Raw genomic sequence first — 15,581 nt, 5'->3', positions numbered from 1 at the left:
GGTCGGCCGGCTTCATGCCGGCCGCCATCGACCGCGGTCATCGCCGTGCGGCTTCGCGCCGCCGCGGCGCCGTTCGAGTTTCAGGAGAATTCCCCATGCGGTTACGTCCGGCGGCCTTGGCCGCCCTGACGGCTGCGCTGTGCTTTCCGGCACAGGCGCGGCCGGCTCTCGCCCCTACCAGTCCCACCATTGCGACCGAAACCGCCGCGCCGCAGCGCGTCGGCTCGGTGTTCACCCTCGACGACGCGTTCGCCCGGATCGGCGACGCCCACCCGGACCTGCGCCTGTTCGGCGGCCAACGCAGCGTGCTCGAAGCCGAGCGCGACGGCGCCGCGCAACGGCCCGCGCTGGTCGGCGGCGTGTCGGTCGAAAACATCTTCGGCAGCGGCGCGCTGAGCGGCGCCCAGGGCGCCGAAATCACCCTCAGCCTGGCCTCGGTGTTCGAACGCGGCGGCAAGCTCGACGCCCGCCGCACCTTCGCCCAGAGCCGCATCGACGCGCTCGCGGTCGAGCGCGAAAGCCGCCGCCTGGATCTGCTTGCGGAAACCGCGCGCCGCTATCTCGCCGTGCTCGCCGCGCAGCGCCAGATCGAATTGGCCCAGTTCGACATCGGACAGCGCAAGCGCAGCGTCGACGCCGCGCGCGTACGCCTGCAGGCCGGCGCCTCGCCCGAATCGGGGCTGCTGACCGCGCAGGCCGCGCAGGCGCGCGCCGAACTCGATCGCGCGCGCGGCGAACGCAGCCTGCTGGCCGCACGCCAGCATCTGGCCGCGCTGTGGGGCGAACGCGATCCGGGTTTCGCCACCGTCGCCGGCGATCCGTATGCGTTGCCGCAGATCGAGGACGCCACCGCGCTGGCCGGCCTGCTCGACCGCAATCCCGAACTGGGCCGTTTCGTCGACGCGCGCCGGATCGGCGAGGCGCGGGTGCGATTGGCGCAGAGTCAGGCCAAGCCCGATCTGGACTGGCAGGTCGGCCTGCGCCGCCTGCAGGACGGCAACGACATGGCACTGATCGGCAGCGTGTCGATGCCGCTGGGCGCGCGTGCGCGCGCCGAACCCGGCATCCGCGGCGCCCAGGCCGAACTGGCCTTGCTCGATATCGAACGCGAAGCCAAGGGCCTGTCGCTGTATTCGACCCTGGTCGAAGCGCACGGCCGCTATCGGGTCGGCGCGCTCGAAGTCGCGCGGCTCAAGGACGACGTGCTGCCGCGCCTGGTCCGCGCCGAGAAGGCCGCCGAGTACGCCTATCGCGCCGGCGCGATCAGTTATCTGGAACTGGCGCTGTTGCAGGCCGAAAGCGTCGCGGTGCGCAAGCAGCGCCTGGACGCCGCGCTCGACGCGCAACTGGCGCTGATCGAAATCCAACGCCTCACCGGCGAGTCCTTCCTCGCCTCGTCCAATCCCGCAGGAGCCAACCCATGAAGCCCGAACTGATGATCGTCGCGGGCCTGCTGGCCCTGAGCCTGAGCGCGTGCGGCGGCGGGTCTGATCAACCGCCCGCGCAGAAATCCGTGGAAGCGAAACACGCTGAGGGCGAGCACGCCGACGAAGCCGCCGACAGCCACGAACATGCCGATGGCGAAGGTGAAGCCGGCCACGGCGAACAAGCCGAAGTCGAAAGCACGGTGATCCGCAATGAGATCGCGCGCCGCTCCGGCATCGGCGTGGCCGCGGTCGGCGCCGGCACCATCGCCGACGAACACGACGTGCAAGGCCTGCTCACGCCGCTGGAAGGCCGGGTCGCGCGCATCACCGCGCGTTACCCCGGTCCGGTGCGATCGCTGCGCGCCAACGTCGGCGACCGCGTCAGCGCCGGCCAGACGCTGGCGACCATCGACAGCAATCTGAGCCTGACCACCTACAGCATCGCCGCGCCGATCTCCGGCGTGGTGCTCGCGCGCAACGCCTCGGTCGGCGAAGTCGCGGTCGAAGGCATGGCCTTGTTCGAAATCGCCGACCTGTCGACCTTGTGGGTCGACCTGCACGTGTTCGGCGAAGACGCCACCCATCTGCGCCCGGGCCTGCCGGTCACGGTGATGCGCATGGGCGACGACAGCGGCGTGGAGACCACGCTCGACCGGATCCTGCCCGGCACCGCGACCGCGAGCCAGAGCACGGTCGCGCGCGCGTCGATCAAGAACGCAGACGGCCTGTGGCGTCCGGGTTCGGCGGTGCGCGCGCGGGTCACGGTGGAACAACTGCCGGTCGACCTGGCGGTGCCGCTGACCGCGTTGCAGCGCATGGACGATGCCGATGTGGTGTTCGTGCGCGAGGGCGAACGCTACAGCGCGCGGCCGGTGAAACTCGGCCGCCGCGACGCGCGGCGCGTGCAGGTGCTGTCGGGCCTGAAGGCCGGCGAACAGGTGGTGGTCGAACAGAGCTTCCTGATCAAGGCCGACATCGAAAAAGCGGGGGCCTCGCATGAGCACTGAGTCCCGGCCCGTTCCGCCCGCGTCCACGCCATCGTCGCCTCAGCCGCTCGGCATGCTCGAACGCATCCTGCGCTTCGCGATCCGTCAGCGCTGGCTGATGCTCGCCTTGACCCTGGCGCTGATCGGCCTGGGCGTGTGGAGCTTCGGCAAGCTGCCGATCGACGCCACCCCCGACATCACCAACGTGCAGGTGCAGATCAACACCCAGGCGCCGGGTTACTCGCCGCTGGAGTCCGAACAGCGCGTCACCTTCCCTATCGAAACCGCGCTGGCCGGCCTGCCCAAGCTCGACTACACCCGTTCGCTGTCGCGCTACGGTCTGTCGCAGGTCACCGTGGTGTTCAAGGACGGCACCGACCTGTACTTCGCCCGGCAACAAGTCGCCGAGCGATTGCAGCAGGTGAAGTCGCAGATTCCCGACGGCCTGGAACCCGAACTCGGCCCGACCGCGACCGGCCTGGGCGAGATCTTCATGTACACGGTCGACGCCGATCCGAAGGCGCGCAAGCCTGACGGCTCGGCCTACACCGCGACCGACCTGCGCACCTTGCAGGATTGGGTGATCCGCCCGCAGTTGCGCAACACGCCCGGCGTCACCGAGGTCAACACCATCGGCGGCTACGCGCGGCAGATCCACATCACGCCTGATCCGGCGCGGCTGCGCGCGCTGAATCTGACCCAGCGCGATCTCGTCGCCGCGCTCGCGGCCAACAATCAGAACGTCGGCGCCGGTTATATCGAACGCAACGGCGAGCAGTTCCTCGTGCGTGTGCCCGGACAAATCGCCAACCTCGAAGCGATCGGCGAGATCGTGCTCGACCGCCGCGACGGCGTGCCGATCCGGGTGCGCGATGTCGCCAGCGTCGGCGGAGGTCCGGAACTTCGCAGCGGCGCGGCCACCCAGAACGGCCACGAAGTCGTGCTCGGCACGGTGTTCATGCTGGTCGGTTCCAACAGCCGCGAGGTGTCGCAGGCGGCGGCGGCCAAGCTCGAAGCGGCCAACTCGAGTCTGCCCAAGGGCGTGACCGCCAATGCAGTGTACGACCGTACCTCATTGGTCGATCGCACCATCGCCACGGTCTCGAAGAATCTGGTCGAAGGCGCGTTGCTGGTGGTGGTGGTGCTGTTTCTCTTGCTCGGAAACTTCCGCGCGGCGCTGATCACCGCGGCGGTGATTCCGCTGGCGATGCTGTTCACCATCACCGGCATGGTCCGCGGCGGCGTGTCGGGCAATCTGATGAGCCTGGGCGCGCTCGACTTCGGCCTGATCGTCGACGGCGCGGTGATCATCATCGAGAACTGCCTGCGCCGCTTCGGCGAACAGCAGCATCTGCTCGGCCGGCAGATGACCGACGACGAACGCCATGACCTGACCGCCTCGGCCACCGCCGAAGTGATCCGTCCCAGCCTGTTCGGCCTGGGCATCATCGCCGCGGTGTATCTGCCGATCTTCGCGCTCAGCGGCATCGAAGGAAAAATGTTCCACCCGATGGCGATCACCGTGGTGCTCGCGCTGACCGGCGCCATGCTGCTGTCGCTGACCTTCGTGCCGGCGGCGGTCGCGATCTTTCTAGGCGGCAAGGTCGCCGAGAAGGAAAACCGCGCGATGGCCTGGATCAAGCGCCGCTACGAGCCGACGTTGGCGTGGGCCTTGCGCAGCCGCATGATCGTCGTCGCCGGCACCGCCGCGCTGGTGATCTTCAGCGGCGCGCTGGCGATGCGCATGGGCACCGAGTTCGTCCCGAGCCTGGACGAAGGCGATGTCGCGGTGCAGGCCATGCGCATCCCCGGCACCAGCCTGACCCAGTCGGTGACGATGCAGAAGACCATGGAGCAGGCGTTCCTGGCGATGCCCGAGGTCGAACGCGTCTTCAGCAAGATCGGCACCTCCGAAGTCGCCAGCGATCCGATGCCGCCGTCGGTCGCCGACACCTTCGTCATGCTCAAGCCGCGCAAGCAGTGGCCCAATCCGAACAAGACCAAGGACGCGTTGACCGAGGAGATCGAATCCATCGCCGGCACCCTGCCCGGCAGCAACTTCGAGTTCACCCAGCCGATCCAGATGCGCACCAACGAGTTGATCTCCGGCGTGCGCGCCGACGTCGCGGTCAAGGTCTACGGCGACGATCTGCAGCAGTTGCTCAAGGTCGCGCAGCAGATCGAAGCGGTGGCCAAGCAGGTGCCCGGCGCGGCCGACGTCAAGACCGAACAGGTCACCGGCCTGCCGATGCTGAGCATCGAACCCGATCACCGCGCGCTGTCGGTGTACGGGCTCAACCCGGCCGCGGTGCAGGACACGGTGGCGACCGCGGTCGGCGGCGAAGTCGCCGGACAGTTGTTCGAAGGCGACCGCCGTTTCGACCTGGTCGTGCGCCTGCCCGAGGCCTTGCGCCAGGACCCGTCGGCGCTCGAGGACCTGCCGATTCCGTTGCCGGCCGCCGGCGCCGATCGCGACGAGTCCAGCCGCGACGCCACCTGGACCACCGGCGCGCCGCGCACCGTGCCGCTGCGCGAAGTCGCCACGATCCGCTCGGTGCTCGGTCCGAACCAGATCAACCGCGAGAACGGCAAACGCCGGATCGTGGTGACCGCGAACGTACGCGATCGCGATCTGGGCGGCTTCGTCGGCGAGTTGCAGCAGCGCATCGACGCGCAGGTGAAATTGCCGGAAGGGTATTGGATCGGCTACGGCGGCACCTTCGAGCAATTGATCTCGGCCAGCCGGCGGTTGGCGGTGGTGGTGCCGGTCACCCTGGTGCTGATCTTCGCCCTGCTGTTCATGGCGTTCGGCTCGGTCAAGGATGCGGCGATCGTGTTCAGCGGCGTGCCGTTGGCATTGACCGGCGGGGTGATCGCGTTGGCGCTGCGCGGGATACCGCTATCGATCTCGGCCGGCGTGGGTTTCATCGCGTTGTCGGGCGTGGCCGTGCTCAATGGCCTGGTGATGATCGCCTTCATCCGCAAGCTGCGCGAACAGGGCGACCCACTCGACAACGCGATCGTCGACGGCGCGCTCGGCCGTTTGCGGCCGGTGCTGATGACCGCGCTGGTGGCCTCGCTGGGCTTCATCCCGATGGCCTTCAACGTCGGCGCCGGCTCGGAAGTGCAGCGACCACTGGCGACCGTGGTGATCGGCGGCATCGTCTCCTCGACTCTGCTGACCTTGCTGGTGCTGCCGGTGCTGTATCGCTGGCTGCATCGCAACGATGCGCAGGAACGCGAGTTGGAATCGCCGTCGTCGCTTGACTCCACAGCGCAACCGTCGCCAGCGCACTGATCCACCCACAGCGGACCGCCATCCGGCGGTCCGCTTCACTGCCACGCCGCTCACGCGCGGTCCGATTCAATAGGAATTCAATGAGCGCCAGCCTTCGCGGCGGCGCTCACAACCGGAGAAACGACATGGGCAGCGGACACGACCACGGCACGACCGCGATCCGTCACGAAAAACCCCTGTGGTGGGCGCTGGGCCTGACCGGCGGGTTCCTGATCGCCGAAGTGATCGGCGCCTTCCTCACCAACAGCCTGGCGCTGCTGTCGGACGCCGCGCACATGGGCACCGACACGCTCGCGCTGATGATCGCGCTGACCGCGGTGCGGCTGAGCCGCAAACCCGCCGACGCCAAGCGCAGCTATGGCTACGTGCGCATGGAAGCGATGGGCGCGATGGTCAACGGGCTGATGCTGTTCGCGGTCGCCGGCTACATCCTGTGGGAAGCGGTCGGCCGTTTCAGCCAGCCGCCGCAGGTCGCGACCACCGGCATGCTGGTGATCGCCTCGCTCGGCCTGGCGATCAACCTGATCGCGATGCGCCTGCTCAAGGCCGGCAGCGGCGAGAGCCTGAACATGAAGGGCGCGTATCTGGAGGTGTGGAGCGACATGCTCGGCTCGGTCGCGGTGATCGCCGGCGCGATCGTGATCCGCTTCACCGGCTGGACCGTGATCGACCCGATCCTGGCCGTGCTGATCGGCCTGTGGGTGCTGCCGCGCACCTGGACCCTGCTGCGCGAAGCCGGCAACGTGCTGATGGAAGGCGTGCCCAAGGGCATCAACCTGGACGCGGTGCGCAGCGTGCTGACCTCGACCCCGGGCGTGGTCGACGTGCATGACCTGCACGTGTGGTCGCTGGGATCGAGCACGCCGGCGATGACCGCGCATCTGGTCATCGCCGATGGCGTGGACGGCGAGGCGCTGCGGCGCGAACTGAGCGCGATGCTGGACGAGCGGTTCGAGATCGAGCATTGCACCTTGCAGATCGAAACCACGGGCTGCGGCGAAGCTTGCGATGTCGCGCATTGAACATCCGCTGGCTGCGAATGTTCGCCATCCCCCTGTAGGAGCGGCGCGAGCCGCGACCGCGACACCTTAATAACGACGCAAGCCAAGCCGCGAGCCGTTCAACATGGGTGCAACATCGCAGTCACGTCGTAAGCGAGGTGTCGCGGTCGCGGCTCGCGCCGCTCCTACAGGGGCTTCGACGCACATCTTCCCAAGCGTTGTTCCCTCTTCCGCTTGCGGGAGAGGGCTAGGGTGAGGGAATAAGCGCCGAAGGCGCGAATGCTGTTGCGCGTGCATTCAACGCAATAGTTCTTGCGACGACGCCCCACCAAAAAACCCTCACCCCAAACCCCTCTCCCGCAAGCGGGATAGGGACTTAAAGCATCACCGAAGTGGGTTTGCATCACGACGCCGGACACGGCCCATCCGCCTGCGCCCAGGTCTTGAACGCCGCCACGAATTCCGGATGCGGCACCGACACCGGCTTGCGTTCGCCGCCGGGTTCCCAGCCCCACAGCACCAGCTTGTCTTCGCTGACGTGCTTGATCAGCGCGGCGAAATCGCGGCCGCCGTTGCTGCGTTTGTCCTTGATCATCTCGCACAGCTTCGGCGCCGGCAGGCCGATCCAGGCCATCTTGTGATCCGGCGGCGGCAGCGCCCAATGCGGCGCGCCCGGCGGTGCGTTGACGCCATAACTCGCGGGCAGATTGGCTTCACCGTGACAGGTCGAGCACGGCAGACCGGCCGCGCCCTTGCCGTCGGGCCCGCGCACCACGCCCATCGCGTGCGGAATGCCGGCATCGAACTGCAAGGGTTGATCGCCGGGAATATGGCAGTTCTGGCAACGCGGATGCTGGAACACTTTCTGCACCGTCGCGAACGCGGCGATGCCCTTGTCGCGTTGCTCGGGCGTGACCTTGGAACCGCCGCACGCGCTCAAGCTCAGGGCGGCCAGCACGGTAAAAACGATAGGCATCGCTCGCATCGTCGTCTCCTCAGGCCGGCAGCCGCAGCGGCAGTTCGCGCAGCCGCTGTTGGGTGAGCGCATACACCGCATTGGCCACCGCCGCCGCGACCGGCGCGGTGCCGGGCTCGCCGGCGCCGCCCATCTTCTCGGTGCTCGGCACGATATGCACTTCGATCTGCGGCGCTTCGTCCAGCCGCAGCACACGGTAGTCGTGGTAGTTCGATTCCTGCACGCGGCCGTCCTTGAAACTCAGCGCGCTGTGCAGCGCCGCGCCCAGACCGAAGTTGATCCCCGATTCCATTTGCGCATGCACGCCATCGGGATTGACCGCGATTCCGCAATCGATCGCGCAGAAGAACTTGTGCACGCGAATGCCCTTGCCGCCGCCGGGCTGATCGACCAGCGACACCTCGGCCACCTGGGCGATGTAGCTGCCGAAGGATTCGTGCACCGCCACGCCGCGGCCGCGGCCGGGTTCGAGCTTGGAACCCCAGCGCGACTTGTCGGCGACGAGATCAAGCGCCGCCAGATGGCGCGGGTGCGCCTTCAACAACGTGCGTCGGTACTCGACCGGATCTTTCCCCGCCGCGTACGCCAGTTCGTCGATCAGGCTCTCCATCACGAACGCGTTGTAGCTGTGACCGACCGAACGCCACCACAGCACCGGAATGCCGGTCCGCGGCGAATGCAGGTCGACCCTGAAATCCTTGAGCCCGGTGATGTACGGCGAATCGGCCACGCCCTCGACCGAGGTCGCATCGATGCCGTTCTTGACCATCATCGGTTCGAACGGCGTGCCCGCGGTAATCGACTGTCCGACCAGCACATGCTCCCACGCGACCGGCATGCCCTGCGCATCGATGCCGATGCGCGCGCGCTGCAGGTACATCGGCCGGTAATAGCCGCCGCGCACGTCGTCCTCGCGCGACCACACCGTCTTGACCGGTTTGCCGGCGGCCTTGGCCACGTGCACTGCTTCGGTCACGAAGTCCGAGGTCGGCGTCGCGCGACGGCCGAAACCGCCGCCGAGGAACATGGTGTGGATGCGCACCTGCTCGGGCTTGAGCCCGGTGATTTCCGCGGCGACCTTCTGGTCCACGGTCTGGAACTGGGTGCCGGTCCAGACATCGCAACCGTCGGCGTCGATCTTGACCGTGCAGTTCAACGGCTCCATCGGCGAATGCGCGAGATACGGCACGTTGTATTCGGCCTCGATCGTCTTGGCGGCTTTCGCCAGCGCGCCCTTGACGTCGCCGGCCTGGCCGGCGACCGCGCCTTCGGTCGCGGCGAGCGCGCGGAACTGTTCGCGCAGCTTGACCGTGTCCAGGCCCGCGTTCGGGCCGAGATCCCAATCGACCACCAAGGCATCGCGGCCCTGCTTGGCGGCCCAGTAGTGATCGGCGATCACCGCCACGCCGCTGGGCACCTGGACCACGTCGCGCACGCCGGCCACCGCCTTGGCCTTGCTCGCGTCGAAGGATTTGACCGAACCGCCGAACACCGGCGAGCGCGCGACCACCGCGGTCAGCAAACCGTCGAACTGCACGTCCATGCCGAACTTGGCCTGGCCGGTGATCTTCTCCGGTCCGTCCAGACGCTTGGTCGACTTGCCGATGATCTTCCAGTCCTTGGCGTCCTTGAGCGGCAGCGGCGCCTTCGGCGGCGGCAGCTTGGCCGCGTCGAGCGCGAGTTCGCCATAGCGCGCGCGCTTGTCGCCGGCGATGGCCACGCCGTTCTCGGTGGTCACCTGATCGACCGGCACGCCGAAACGCTGCGCCGCGGCGGCGACCAGCAAGGCGCGCGCGGTCGCGCCGGCCTGGCGGTAGCGATCGAACTCCGACCAGGTGCTGGTCGAACCACCGGTCATCTGCATGCCGAACGCGGTGTGCGCGTAGGCCTGCGCCGCCGGTGCGTGCTCGACCTTGATCTTCGACCAGTCGGCATCGAGTTCCTCGGCGATCAACATCGCAAGGCCCGTCCAGATGCCCTGGCCCATTTCCGAATGCGACAGCAGCACGGTGACGCTGTCGTCGCTGCCCACGCGCAGGAACGCGTTCGGCGCGAACGGTTGCGCGGCGGCCGCCGCGGCGACGGCGGGATCGGCCTGGGCGAAGCGGCTGGCCGCGGGCAGCACGAACCCGACCACGAGTCCTGAGCCGATCAGCGCGCCGGTCTTGAGAAATTGCCGGCGGGAATTCGATGGCACGGCGTTCACGGGAACCTCCGTTGCAAAAAAGGACGGCGCGTCAACGGCGCCGGTTCAAGTCGATGGCCGCGGCGTTCGCGCGCTGCGCGCGTTGGTGCCGCTCGGATTCGCGCGGCGCGCGTGGGTGCAGGCCGACAGGCTGATGTCGATCGAGAGCGCGCCATCGCCACACGCGGCGTCGCCGCCGCGGGAATGCGCGATCGCGATCGAACCCACGCCGCTCACGCCTTGCCGATCTCGGCCGCGCGCTTCACCGCCGCGCGGATGCGCGGGTAGGTGCCGCAGCGGCAGATGTTGCCGGACAGGGCTTGGTCGATATCGGTGTCGGTCGGCGCGGGAATCTTGGTCAGCAGCGCCGCCGCCGACATGATCTGGCCGGACTGGCAGTAGCCGCACTGGACCACGTCGATCTCGGCCCAGGCGCGCTGCACCGGGTGGCTGCCGTCCTTCGACAGGCCTTCGATGGTGGTGATCTGCTTGCCTTCGACGCTGGCGACCGGAGTAACGCAGGCGCGCCGCGGCGAGCCGTCGACATGCACCGTGCAGGCGCCGCATTGGGCGATGCCGCAGCCGAACTTGGTGCCGGTCAGCTGCATGAGGTCGCGCAGGACCCATAGCAGCGGCATGTCCGGCGGAGCGGCGACCTCGTGTTCGGTGCCGTTGACGTTGAGCTTCATTGGATCCCTCGCGGCGGCTGGGGTGGTTCGAGCCTACTCCTGGTGTGCCGCGCCGGCTAGGTAGTGGCATTACGACTTTCGCACTGCGTGACCGCTGTCGAATGGGCCGCCATTGCACGATCCTCCAGGCCTGCGAGCGTCTTGAGCACCGCGACGCCACGCGCGGACGCACCGGACATCGACGCGCATTCGCTATGCGTCCAAACCGATCGCGCACGCGCGCGCGATCGCCCGCGCTTGCCCAAACCGCCACGCCGCGCCGCCGGCCGCGACCGGCGCATGCGTTTTTTCTTCGCGATCGCTCTAGACTCGAAGCATCCACCGCCCACGAGGCGCACCGCGATGGCCGATTCGCCCGAACCTCCCACCGCGACGCGGACCGCGCCCGGCGCGGCGCGCGCGGTGGTCGAAGCCAGCGCCGCCGCGGCGACGCGCGGCGACCCGGCCACCCTGGCGGTGGTGCTGGAAACCGAGGGCTCGACCTATGTGCGGCCCGGCGCGCTGGCCTTGTTCGGCGCGCGCGACGGCCAGGTCGGCTGGCTCAGCGGCGGCTGCATCGAACCCGATATCGAACTGCGCGCGGCCGAAGCCGCCGCGTCGCAGGGCATCGAGTGGATGGACATCGACACCCGCAGCGACGAGGACCTGTTCGCCGGGTCCGCGGTCGGTTGTCGCGGCCGTCTGCGCCTGGCGTTGCTGCCGCTGACCGCGCTCGACGGCTGGCCGGCGTTGATCGACGAATGGCGACGCGGCCACGGCGATCTGCGCCTGGACATTCGCAGCAACGGCGCGGTGACCGCCGCGGTCGGCGACGAGCGCGCGCGCTGGACCGTGCCGGTCACCTCCCTGCCGTGGGCGATCGAAGGCGGCGCTCACTGGACCTTGGACATCGCCACGCCGCCGTCGGTGCTGGTGTTCGGCGCCGGCCCGGAAACCCCGGCGCTGCTGCCGTTGCTGCGCACGCTGGGCTGGACCACCACCCTGGTCGAACGCCGCCCGCGCTGGTCCGGCCTGGGCGCGCTGGCCGATCACGCGCTCGCGCGCAGTCCCGCGCAGGCGCTGGCGACCGCGCGACCGCACGATGCGGCCCTGGTCATGCACCATCATTTCGAACTCGACCGCGAAGCGCTGGAGCATCTGGCCGAAAGCATCAGCGGCCAGGCGATCGGTTTCGTCGGCCTGCTCGGTCCGCAACGTCGGCGCGAGGACCTGTTCCGCGTGTTGCCGGCCTCGGCGGGCGCCTCGCTACTGCCGCGTTTGCATTCACCTATCGGCCTCAAGCTCGGCGGCGAAGGCCCGGAAGCGATCGCGCTGAGCATCGCCGCGCAATTGCACAGCCACCGCCACGCGCAGGCTTCGACATGACCCGGCCCGCGCCGACGCACGCCGCCGTGGTGCTGGCCGCCGGCGCCAGCCGACGCCTGGGCCGCCCCAAGCAACTGCTGACCCGCGACGGCGAAACCTTGCTGCATCGCGCGGCGCGACTGGCCGCGACCAGCGGCGCGCGGCGCACCGTGGTCGTGCTCGGCGCGCGCCGCGAGGCGATGCAGACGGCGCTGGCCGGGCTGGACGTGGAGTGCGTGTTCAACCCCGACTGGGAACAAGGCCTGTCGAGCAGCCTGCAGGCGGCCGCGCGCGCGCTGGAGGATTTCGATGGCTCGGTGCTGGTGTTGGGCTGCGACCAACCGGCCCTCGACGGCGCTCACCTGAGCGCGCTGATCGCGGGTGCGTCGTGGTCGCCCGGCGCCTGCGCAGCGACCGCGCATGGCGGCGCGCTGGGCATCCCGGCGTTGATTCCACCGGCGTTATGGCGACAGAGCACCGGCCTGCACGGCGACCGCGGCTTCGGCGCGACCTTGGCGGCACAGGTCCCCGGCGCGATTTGGCGGCTGCAGGCGTCGGAACTGGAATGGGACCTGGACACCCCGGCCGATGTGGCAGTGGCGATCGAGCGTGGCTGGATCGATCCGGACCCGGCGGCGGCACAGCACCTATAGACGTATCGCACCGCCCGCCCGAATGTCCGCCACCTCCCTGTAGGAGCGGCGCAAGCCGCGACCGCGATACCTCGCCTATCACGCGACCACGATGTTGCAAGCATGTTGGCGGGCTTGCGGCCGGGCCTACGTGGTTATTCAGGTATCGGGGTCGCGGCTAGCGCGGTTTCTACAGGGGGCCTCGACGCATCTTCCTGCGCCGCCTTTTCCCTCTCCCGCTTGCGGGAGAGGGCCAGGGTGAGGGAATGAGCACCGAAGGCGCGAATGCCGTGGCATCAGCAGTCGATACCGCAGTGCTTGCAGGGAAACCTGGCCTCGAAACCCTCACCCACCCCCTCTCCCGCAAGCGGGAGAGGGGCTCTGAGGCTGCGTGCAACAGCACCGACGCACGCGCGGCGCATCGCAACCAAAGTCGAAAAATCGATCAGGCCGGCACAGCCGCGCGCCGTGTGCCAATACGTGCTTGGAGGCCCGCGCCGCCCGGCCGGACATCCTGTCAGCCGGGCGACGCAAACCGCACGCCAGCCCTAGGGAACCAGCGTGCCAAACACGGGCTGCGATTCCGCATCGTAGATCCGCAGCCACAGGCCCTTGGGCGCATGCATGGCGTATTTGCGGGCCTGCGGAAGCACAGCGCGCAACGCCGCTTCGGCGCTGCGGTATTCCTTCTGGATTTCGGCCATCGCCACGGCCAGCGCATTGTCGTCGCTGCCGTCACGCTGCTTCAGTTCGACGCGAAACATGGATCCATCCTTGTAAAAGTTCAGCCGGCCCGGTCTGGGGGAATGCCCGCCTCGTGGCGGGTCTATGACTCGGTGGTGCCGTCGGAGCGTCTAAAAGATGCGCGTTGCGTGAACAGGAAACCGTCGTCGGAACGCCTGTAAGCGTGTAGGAATTTTCCTAATCTGATGTGCGTGACGTCACAAGTTCAAAAACCGCCAGTGGACTTGGCATGGCATTTGTTCATATGGACCTGCTTCACGGATGAAATATTCCACCGTGAGTACACACCGCCACGCTAGCCGCGGCCGTCGAACATCGGCTGCAAGGCCGTCAGCCCCTCGCGCAGGGCGTCGGCAAAGACCCGCATACGTTCGGTGCGACGCAGGTCGGGGTGGCTGAGCAACCACAGGTCGGAGGCCAGCCCGGCCACCGGATCGCCCACCCGCGCTAGACGCCGCTCGGCGTCGCCCAGATAGCACGGCAGCACCGCCAGCCCCATGCCGCAGGCGGCCGCGTCGCGCAGCGCGATCAGGCTGTTGGCACTGAACACCGCGCGCCGGTCGTACTGCTTGTGCCGCAGCCACTGGGCCATGCCGATATGGGCCAGATTGCCGTCGGGCACCAGCCAGTCGTAATCGGCCAGATCGTCCGGCCGGGCGCCGCGCGGCAGGCGCAGCGAGCGCGGCCGGTAGACGCCGGTGGCCAGGCGCGCGACCTTGCGCCCGATCAGGCCCTCCGGCGGCTTGCCGCCCGGGCGCAGGGCCAGGTCGGCCTCGCGCCGGCTCAGGTCGCGCACCGCGTTATCGGTGATCAGTTCCAGCACGATGCCCGGATGGGTGTCGCGGAACCGGGCCAGCAACGGCGGCAGCACGCCGTACAGCAGCGGCTCGACCGTGGTCAGCCGGACCTTGCCGCTCGGCCGCGCGTCCAGGCCGGCCAGGCGGCGTTCGGTCGCGGCGATCCGGGTTTCGATCTCGGCCGCGACCGCGATGACCTCCTCGCCGGTCGGGGTCGGCGCGTAACCGTCGCGCGCGCGCTCGAACAAGCGCGCGCCGAGGCTGCGTTCGACCGCGTTGATCCGGCGGAACACGGTCGGATGGCTGACGGTCAGCAGCTTGGCCGCGCCGTTGAGCGATCCGGCGCGGCCGACCGCGAGTACGAAGCGGTAATCGTCCCAGGTCAACACTTGTTCATTCATGCAATCTCGCCTTGCATTCGTGGCGGAATGTATTTCACCGATGAACATCCTAGCCTGCCGGCCTCGCGTCGCACGACGCCCTGCCGAGGAAGTCCCGATGTCCACCCGTCTCGATTACAACGCCATCGACCCGCAAGGCACCCGCGTGCTGGCCGGCCTGAGCCATCACGTCGGCAAGAGTTCGCTGGAAGCCTCGTTGATCGATCTGGTCAACGTGCGTGTGTCGCAGCTCAACGGTTGCGCCTACTGCATCCGCCTGCACACCGAGGAAGCGGTGGAACGCGGCGAAAGCCATCGCCGTCTGCATCTGCTGCGGGTGTGGCCGGAGGGTCCGTTCAGCGAGCGCGAACGCGCGGCGCTGGCGTGGGCGGATGCGATCACCCTGGTCAGTCAGGCGCCGGTATCGGACGAGGTGTATGCGCGGGCGCGGGCGCAGTTCAGCGATGCGGATCTGGTGGCGTTGACGCATGCGGCGATCGCGATAAACGCGTGGAATCGGTTGGGGATAGCGTTTCGCAAGCCGGATCCGGCGTTGATGGGGTGAGTGGGGTGAGTGGGGTGGCGTTCCGCGTTGTTCGTAGCGAATGCAAATAACCGACGCTGCCGCATGGGCTACCTGTAGGAGCGGCGCAAGCCGCGACCGCGGAATTACGGTCACGACGAAGCTTGCGGCGTAGTCGCAATGTCGCGGTCGCGGCTTGCGCCGCTCCTACAGGGCGGCAACGAGGCTTTTGCTCGAAGCCGCGCAGTTCATCCAGCGCTGTGAAGTCGCTGACTCGCGTTAGCAAAAGCACACCCTTAGGGCGGCGCACATGGATGTGCGCCGTGCGCCACCGAGACAGGATGTCTCGTGTGGCGCATGCCCGCGTCTGCTGCGCACTTGCGGGCCCTTGACTCAAAGAAAAGCATTTTTCTTTGGTTACCTTTTGACCGAAGGGAGTCCAGACGGACTTTTGTTGCTTTAGACGAAAGAAAGTGACCCGCCGCTTTAGTGGCGGAAGCTTTTGATCCTGCTTCAGCTTTGAAAGCTTTAAAGCCTTTGATGCAAAGGCAACAGCTTTCGTCCGCAAGCGGCCGAGTTACTTTCTTTTGTCAAAAGCG

Annotated in this window: 12 protein-coding genes; 7 read left to right on the top strand and 5 right to left on the bottom strand. The window is 68.1% G+C overall.

Annotated features, from left to right (window positions below; genetic code table 11):
• The first annotated feature begins 14 nt into the window (after window positions 1-14).
• The 4 genes from AC3A4T_RS09705 (at window position 15) to AC3A4T_RS09690 (ending at window position 6,733) form a co-directional block, all read left to right on the top strand.
• Complete coding sequence (locus AC3A4T_RS09705; protein ID WP_487675206.1) at window positions 15-1,424, top strand: TolC family protein; 1,410 nt, start codon at window positions 15-17, stop codon at window positions 1,422-1,424.
• Window positions 1,421-2,434, top strand: coding sequence for an efflux RND transporter periplasmic adaptor subunit (locus AC3A4T_RS09700; protein WP_487675205.1), 1,014 nt, complete (start codon window positions 1,421-1,423; stop codon window positions 2,432-2,434). Before AC3A4T_RS09705 ends, AC3A4T_RS09700 begins: the two co-directional genes overlap by 4 nt.
• 52 nt (window positions 2,435-2,486) lie before the next feature.
• Window positions 2,487-5,711, top strand: coding sequence for an efflux RND transporter permease subunit (locus tag AC3A4T_RS09695; RefSeq protein WP_487675204.1), 3,225 nt, complete (start codon window positions 2,487-2,489; stop codon window positions 5,709-5,711).
• 125 nt (window positions 5,712-5,836) lie between these two features.
• Window positions 5,837-6,733, top strand: coding sequence for a cation diffusion facilitator family transporter (locus tag AC3A4T_RS09690; RefSeq protein ID WP_487675203.1), 897 nt, complete (start codon window positions 5,837-5,839; stop codon window positions 6,731-6,733).
• Between the two features lie 382 nt (window positions 6,734-7,115).
• On the opposite strand, the gene AC3A4T_RS09685 is transcribed toward AC3A4T_RS09690, so the two are convergent.
• The 3 genes from AC3A4T_RS09685 to AC3A4T_RS09675 all read right to left on the bottom strand — a co-directional run bounded on the left by AC3A4T_RS09685 (window position 7,116) and on the right by AC3A4T_RS09675 (window position 10,562).
• Window positions 7,116-7,688 carry a hypothetical protein gene (locus AC3A4T_RS09685; protein WP_487675202.1) on the bottom strand — a complete coding sequence of 191 codons (573 nt, stop codon included), beginning with the start codon at window positions 7,686-7,688 and terminating at the stop codon, window positions 7,116-7,118.
• Between the two features lie 19 nt (window positions 7,689-7,707).
• Complete coding sequence (locus AC3A4T_RS09680) at window positions 7,708-9,894, bottom strand: xanthine dehydrogenase family protein molybdopterin-binding subunit (protein WP_487675201.1); 2,187 nt, start codon at window positions 9,892-9,894, stop codon at window positions 7,708-7,710.
• A 212-nt stretch (window positions 9,895-10,106) separates the two neighbouring features.
• Entirely contained in the window at window positions 10,107-10,562 is a 456-nt protein-coding gene (locus AC3A4T_RS09675; protein WP_036114861.1) for a (2Fe-2S)-binding protein, read from the bottom strand.
• A 342-nt stretch (window positions 10,563-10,904) separates the two neighbouring features.
• Here AC3A4T_RS09675 and AC3A4T_RS09670 point away from each other — a divergent pair, with 342 nt between their 5' ends.
• Together AC3A4T_RS09670 and AC3A4T_RS09665 are read left to right on the top strand one after the other, a co-directional pair.
• Complete coding sequence (locus AC3A4T_RS09670) at window positions 10,905-11,927, top strand: XdhC family protein (RefSeq protein ID WP_487675200.1); 1,023 nt, start codon at window positions 10,905-10,907, stop codon at window positions 11,925-11,927.
• Window positions 11,924-12,559: a nucleotidyltransferase family protein gene (locus AC3A4T_RS09665; protein ID WP_487675199.1), complete on the top strand. Its 636-nt coding sequence runs from the start codon at window positions 11,924-11,926 to the stop codon at window positions 12,557-12,559. Before AC3A4T_RS09670 ends, AC3A4T_RS09665 begins: the two co-directional genes overlap by 4 nt.
• Window positions 12,560-13,086: 527 nt before the next feature.
• Here the strand turns inward: AC3A4T_RS09665 and AC3A4T_RS09660 are convergent.
• Window positions 13,087-13,302, bottom strand: a complete 216-nt coding sequence (locus tag AC3A4T_RS09660; protein ID WP_056106550.1) for a hypothetical protein — start codon at window positions 13,300-13,302, stop codon at window positions 13,087-13,089.
• Between the two features lie 275 nt (window positions 13,303-13,577).
• A complete protein-coding gene (locus AC3A4T_RS09655) occupies window positions 13,578-14,480 on the bottom strand; it encodes a LysR family transcriptional regulator (RefSeq protein WP_487675198.1) in 903 nt (300 codons plus the stop codon).
• 97 nt (window positions 14,481-14,577) lie between these two features.
• Here AC3A4T_RS09655 and AC3A4T_RS09650 point away from each other — a divergent pair, with 97 nt between their 5' ends.
• Window positions 14,578-15,024, top strand: a complete 447-nt coding sequence (locus AC3A4T_RS09650; RefSeq protein WP_487675197.1) for a carboxymuconolactone decarboxylase family protein — start codon at window positions 14,578-14,580, stop codon at window positions 15,022-15,024.
• Window positions 15,025-15,581 lie beyond the last annotated feature (557 nt).

The organism is Lysobacter sp. Soil_N_51 (assembly GCF_057655755.1).
Note: the sequence above shows the minus strand (reverse complement) of the source record. Positions and strands in the feature narration are given on the sequence as shown.

Excerpts from the sequence above, each read along its gene's own strand:
- AC3A4T_RS09675 (WP_036114861.1), bottom strand. The coding sequence starts at position 10,562 with ATGAAGCTCAACGTCAACGGCACCGAACACGAGGTCGCCGCTCCGCCG.
- AC3A4T_RS09665 (WP_487675199.1), top strand. The coding sequence starts at position 11,924 with ATGACCCGGCCCGCGCCGACGCACGCCGCCGTGGTGCTGGCCGCCGGC.
- AC3A4T_RS09660 (WP_056106550.1), bottom strand. The coding sequence starts at position 13,302 with ATGTTTCGCGTCGAACTGAAGCAGCGTGACGGCAGCGACGACAATGCG.
- AC3A4T_RS09655 (WP_487675198.1), bottom strand. The coding sequence starts at position 14,480 with ATGAATGAACAAGTGTTGACCTGGGACGATTACCGCTTCGTACTCGCG.
- AC3A4T_RS09650 (WP_487675197.1), top strand. The coding sequence starts at position 14,578 with ATGTCCACCCGTCTCGATTACAACGCCATCGACCCGCAAGGCACCCGC.
- AC3A4T_RS09705 (WP_487675206.1), top strand. The coding sequence starts at position 15 with ATGCCGGCCGCCATCGACCGCGGTCATCGCCGTGCGGCTTCGCGCCGC.
- AC3A4T_RS09690 (WP_487675203.1), top strand. The coding sequence starts at position 5,837 with ATGGGCAGCGGACACGACCACGGCACGACCGCGATCCGTCACGAAAAA.
- AC3A4T_RS09700 (WP_487675205.1), top strand. The coding sequence starts at position 1,421 with ATGAAGCCCGAACTGATGATCGTCGCGGGCCTGCTGGCCCTGAGCCTG.
- AC3A4T_RS09670 (WP_487675200.1), top strand. The coding sequence starts at position 10,905 with ATGGCCGATTCGCCCGAACCTCCCACCGCGACGCGGACCGCGCCCGGC.
- AC3A4T_RS09685 (WP_487675202.1), bottom strand. The coding sequence starts at position 7,688 with ATGCCTATCGTTTTTACCGTGCTGGCCGCCCTGAGCTTGAGCGCGTGC.
- AC3A4T_RS09695 (WP_487675204.1), top strand. The coding sequence starts at position 2,487 with ATGCTCGAACGCATCCTGCGCTTCGCGATCCGTCAGCGCTGGCTGATG.